Origin of the sequence: Streptomyces hainanensis, assembly GCF_004348415.1 — a bacterium.
GTDB lineage: Bacteria > Actinomycetota > Actinomycetes > Streptomycetales > Streptomycetaceae > Streptomyces > Streptomyces hainanensis.
This window is the reverse complement of record NZ_SMKI01000614.1, coordinates 1-3,781: the sequence shown is the minus strand read 5'-3', so window position 1 is coordinate 3,781 and position 3,781 is coordinate 1. Positions and strand designations below refer to the sequence as shown.

General features: G+C 73.9%; 5 protein-coding genes. 1 reads left to right on the top strand and 4 read right to left on the bottom strand.

Features of this window, described 5'->3' with window-relative positions:
* The coding region (locus E1283_RS33525; protein ID WP_132821938.1) for a DUF4240 domain-containing protein at window positions 1–532 on the bottom strand (532 nt) is incomplete at its 3' end.
* A gap of 118 nt (window positions 533–650) precedes the next feature.
* On the opposite strand from E1283_RS33525, the gene E1283_RS33520 reads away from it, so the two are divergent.
* Window positions 651–1,583, top strand: coding sequence for an SDR family oxidoreductase (locus E1283_RS33520; protein WP_243745283.1), 933 nt, complete (start codon window positions 651–653; stop codon window positions 1,581–1,583).
* Window positions 1,584–1,595: 12 nt separating this feature from the next.
* Here E1283_RS33520 and E1283_RS33515 read toward each other — a convergent pair whose 3' ends face one another.
* The 3 genes from E1283_RS33515 to E1283_RS33505 all read right to left on the bottom strand — a co-directional run.
* The gene (locus E1283_RS33515) at window positions 1,596–1,991 is read right to left on the bottom strand and encodes a VOC family protein (protein WP_132821936.1); all 396 of its coding nucleotides are present in this window, start codon (window positions 1,989–1,991) and stop codon (window positions 1,596–1,598) included.
* Window positions 1,988–2,281, bottom strand: a complete 294-nt coding sequence (locus tag E1283_RS33510) for an ArsR/SmtB family transcription factor (protein ID WP_132821935.1) — start codon at window positions 2,279–2,281, stop codon at window positions 1,988–1,990. Before E1283_RS33510 ends, E1283_RS33515 begins: the two co-directional genes overlap by 4 nt.
* A gap of 96 nt (window positions 2,282–2,377) precedes the next feature.
* The coding region (locus tag E1283_RS33505) for a carboxylesterase family protein (protein ID WP_132821934.1) at window positions 2,378–3,781 on the bottom strand (1,404 nt) is incomplete at its 5' end.

Below are 3,781 nucleotides of genomic sequence, written 5' to 3'. Positions count from 1 at the left end.
TGTGTATAAGAGACAGGGCCAGGGCCCACAGCCGGGGGTAGGCGGCGGCCATCGCCTCGGCGTCCGCGAAGTCCACGGGCACGCCCTCCGGTTCGCGCGGCGGATCCGGCAGGCCGAGGTCGGGCAGCTCGGCGCCGGTCAGCCGGTCGTAGGCGTCGTACGCGGCGTAGCCGACGTCCTCGGCGTCGCCGTCGGCCCGCCGGTCGAAGCCCTCGGGGCCGAGCAGCTCGGCGAGCGCGTCGGGCTCGTGCAGGGTGCCCTCGAAGACGTGCCGGCCCTGGCTGATCAGCCAGCACCTGAAGTTCTCGAACGCGGCGTCCCCGGCGTCGCCAAGCAGCACCCAGGCGGCGCCCCACACGTCCCAGCGGTAGGCGCGGCCGAAGCGCGACTCGAAGTGCCGGGCGTAGTCGGCGACGGCCTCCGGATCGAGTTCGGCCAGCCGCTCGACGAGCAGGTCGGCGTGCGCCTCGGGATCGCCGCCCGCCGCGTCCCGAGTGCTGTCGATGATCTCCCAGAAGCCTGTTTCGTCCATCACGACAACAGGATCCCGGTTACGGCGTCCGGACGCACGCCGGGAAAGCCGGACAGGAGATGTCGGGTTTCCCTGCGAGCGTGGGATCCGTCGGAACGACGACACGAGAGGAACGTGCGTGAAGCAGCAGGACAAGCCGTTGACGGGCAGGATCGCGCTGGTGGCCGGGGCGACCAGGGGCGCCGGGCGTGCCATGGCGGTCGAGCTCGGCGTGGCCGGGGCCACCGTCTACGTGACCGGGCGGACGACCCGGTCGACGGTCAGCGAGGTGGGCCGGGCCACCGAGACCATCGAGGAGACCGCCGAACTGGTCACCGCGGCGGGCGGTGAGGGCGTCGCCGTGCCGACCGACCACCTGGAGTCGGAGCAGGTCAAGGCCCTGGTCGACCAGATCGACCGGGAGCGCGGTCGGCTGGACGTCCTGGTGAACGACGTCTGGGGCGGCGACCACCTGCTCGATCTGGCGTTCGCCACCCGGATGTGGGACCTCGACCTGGACGGCGGGCTGCGGATGCTGCGGCTCGGCGTCGAGACGCACATCATCACCGCCCACCACGCGCTGGCGCTGTTGACGCGGCGGCCCGGTGGCCTGGTGATCGAGGTGACGGACGGCACCAAGGAGTTCAACCGCCGCTACCGGGAGAGCTTCTTCTACGACCTGGCGAAGGTCGCGCCGATCCGGATGGCGTACGCGCTGGGTGAGGAGCTGCGGGAGCTGGGCTGCACCGCCGTCTCGCTGACCCCGGGCTGGCTGCGGTCCGAGGCGATGCTCGACACCCACTTCAAGGTGACCGAGGAGAACTGGCGGGACGGGATCAAAAAGGACCCGCACTTCGCGATCTCCGAGTCCCCGACGCTCATCGGCCGCGCGGCGGCGGCCCTCGCCAGCGACCCGGACGTGGCCCGCTGGAACGGCCAGTCGGTGTCCAGCGGCCAGTTGGCCCGCGAGTACGGCTTCACCGACACGGACGGCTCCCAGCCGGACGCGATCGCGTACATCATGGAGGTCGTCCAGGGCGGGAAGGACGCCGACGCGTCCGAGTACCGGTAGGCCGGCCGCCCCCTACGCGCCGGCGTTGTGGACGATCTGGATGAGGTTGCCGCAGGTGTCGTCCAGGACCGCCGTGGTGACCGGCCCCATCTCCAGCGGCTCCTGGGTGAACTCCACCCCGAGCGCGCGGAGCCGCGCGAACTCGGCCGCGACGTCGTCCACGGCGAAGGAGGCGGCCGGGATGCCGTCGTCGACCAGCGCCGCCTTGTAGGGGCCGACGGCGGGGTGCCCGGAGGGTTCGAGCAGCAGCTCGGTCCCCTCGGGTGCCTCCGGCGAGACCACCGTCAGCCACCGGGCCTCGCCGCCCAGCGGCACGTCGTGCTTCTTCACGAAGCCCAGCACGTCGGTGTAGAACCGCAGCGCCTTCTCCTGGTCTTCGACGAAGACGCTGGTCACGTAGATCTTCATGGGGAGCTCTCCGGGGTGTCGGGCCTGAGCCATCGGGTCATGGCGCGTTCCAGGGGCGCGGTGTCGAGGTCGTGGAACTTGTAGCGGCCCTGGCGCCGGGTGACGACCAGCCCCGCCGACTCCAGCACGGCCAGGTGCTGGCTGACCGCCTGGCGGGAGAGACCCAGACCGTGCTTGGTCACCAGCCGCGCGCAGATCTCGAACAGGGTCTGGCCGTCCCGCTCCACCAGCTCGTCGAGGATGCGCCGGCGGGTCGGGTCGGCCAGGGCCTTGAAGACATCGTCCACCACGCCCCCCACAATAGGCAAGTCGCGACTTGCCTATCAAGGTGGGTGCGCCGCCGAGGCCGCCTCGTGCCCCACGGGACCGGGGGCCGGTCGCCGTCGTCAGCCGGCCCGGCCCGCCCGGCTGGGCCCGGCGCCGTCGGGTCCGGCCACCCGGCCGGGGCGCAGCGGGTCGAACCGGACGTCGCGCCACCGGGTGCGGAGCGCGGACGTGTCGTCGGCGACCAGCCGGTCCCCGGGAACGGCCCAGGACCTGACCGGCGTGGCGTCCGCGGTGACGGCCGGCCAGCCCGGGTCGCCGGTGGCCGCGAAGTCGGCCCAGGAGCGGAGCATGCGGCGGGACAGGGCGCGGTCGTCCTCGTCGGGGGCACCGCCGATCAGGAAGTCGGCGCCGACGGCGTCCAGGTTGCCGAAGGCGAAGGGGACGTCCGCCCCGTGCCACGGCCTGGCCGCCCCGCGCCGGCGGGCGAAGCGGGCCAGGAACGCCCGGCCGCCGGCCCGCGCGTGCCGCTCGGCGAGGCGGGTGCCGTACGCGCCGAACCGCGCGTCGCCGAAGAGCGCCAGGTAGCGGTCGAGCACCGGGGCGTCCGGCAGCGACGCCCGGTGGCCGTCGACCAGGTCGGCCGGGAGGTCGAGGGCCGCGGCGAACTCCGCGAGTTCCGCCTCGGTGGTGACCTCCCGCACGGCCCCCACCGCGTGCAGGAACCAGTACTCCTCCAGCGCGTGGCACACCAGCAGGTCCACCTCCCGCGCCGCCCCGGCGGCGAGCGCGCGGAGCGGGTCGGCGGGCAACACCTCGCCGTCGACGACGGGTTGGAAGATCACCGGGTCGAAGGCGTGGATCGCCGCCACGGGGTCGTCTCCGCAGCCGGCGACGACCCGGTCGGCGGCGGCCACCAGCGCCTCGGGCGGCGCGGACCGCAGTCCCGCCGCCGTCGCGGCCACCCCGGCCGCCGCCGCGATCCGCCCGGTGACCGCGGCCGCGAGCTCGACGGTGAAGTGGGCACTCGGCACGCTGTGGGCGACGGCCCGCCCGAACAGCTTCCGGGCCCGCCCCATGGCCATCAGGCAGGCCACCGAGCCGGCCCCCGAGGAGTGCCCGGCGACGGTGACGTTCCCGGGATCGCCACCGAAGGCCGCGATGTTCTCCCGGACCCAACGCAGCGCGGCGACCTGGTCGAGCAGCCCGCGGTTGTCGGGAGACCCGGGAACGTGTCCGAAGCCCTCGAAGCCGACCCGGAAGTTGCAGCTGACCACGACCAACCCGGCGCGGGCCAGGGCCGCCCCGTCGAAGTCGGGCTGGGCGGACGACCCGAAGGTGTGGGCGCCGCCGTGGAACCAGCAGAACACCGGCAACCCGCCGCCGGCGCCGTCGGGCACCCACACGTTGACGGTGAGGATGTCCTCGTCGCCGGGGCGCCACACCGGCGCGCCCGGCAGCTCCGCCGACTGCGGGGCGATCGGCCCGAAGTCCCCGCAGTCCCGGACCCCGCCCCAGGCCGGCCC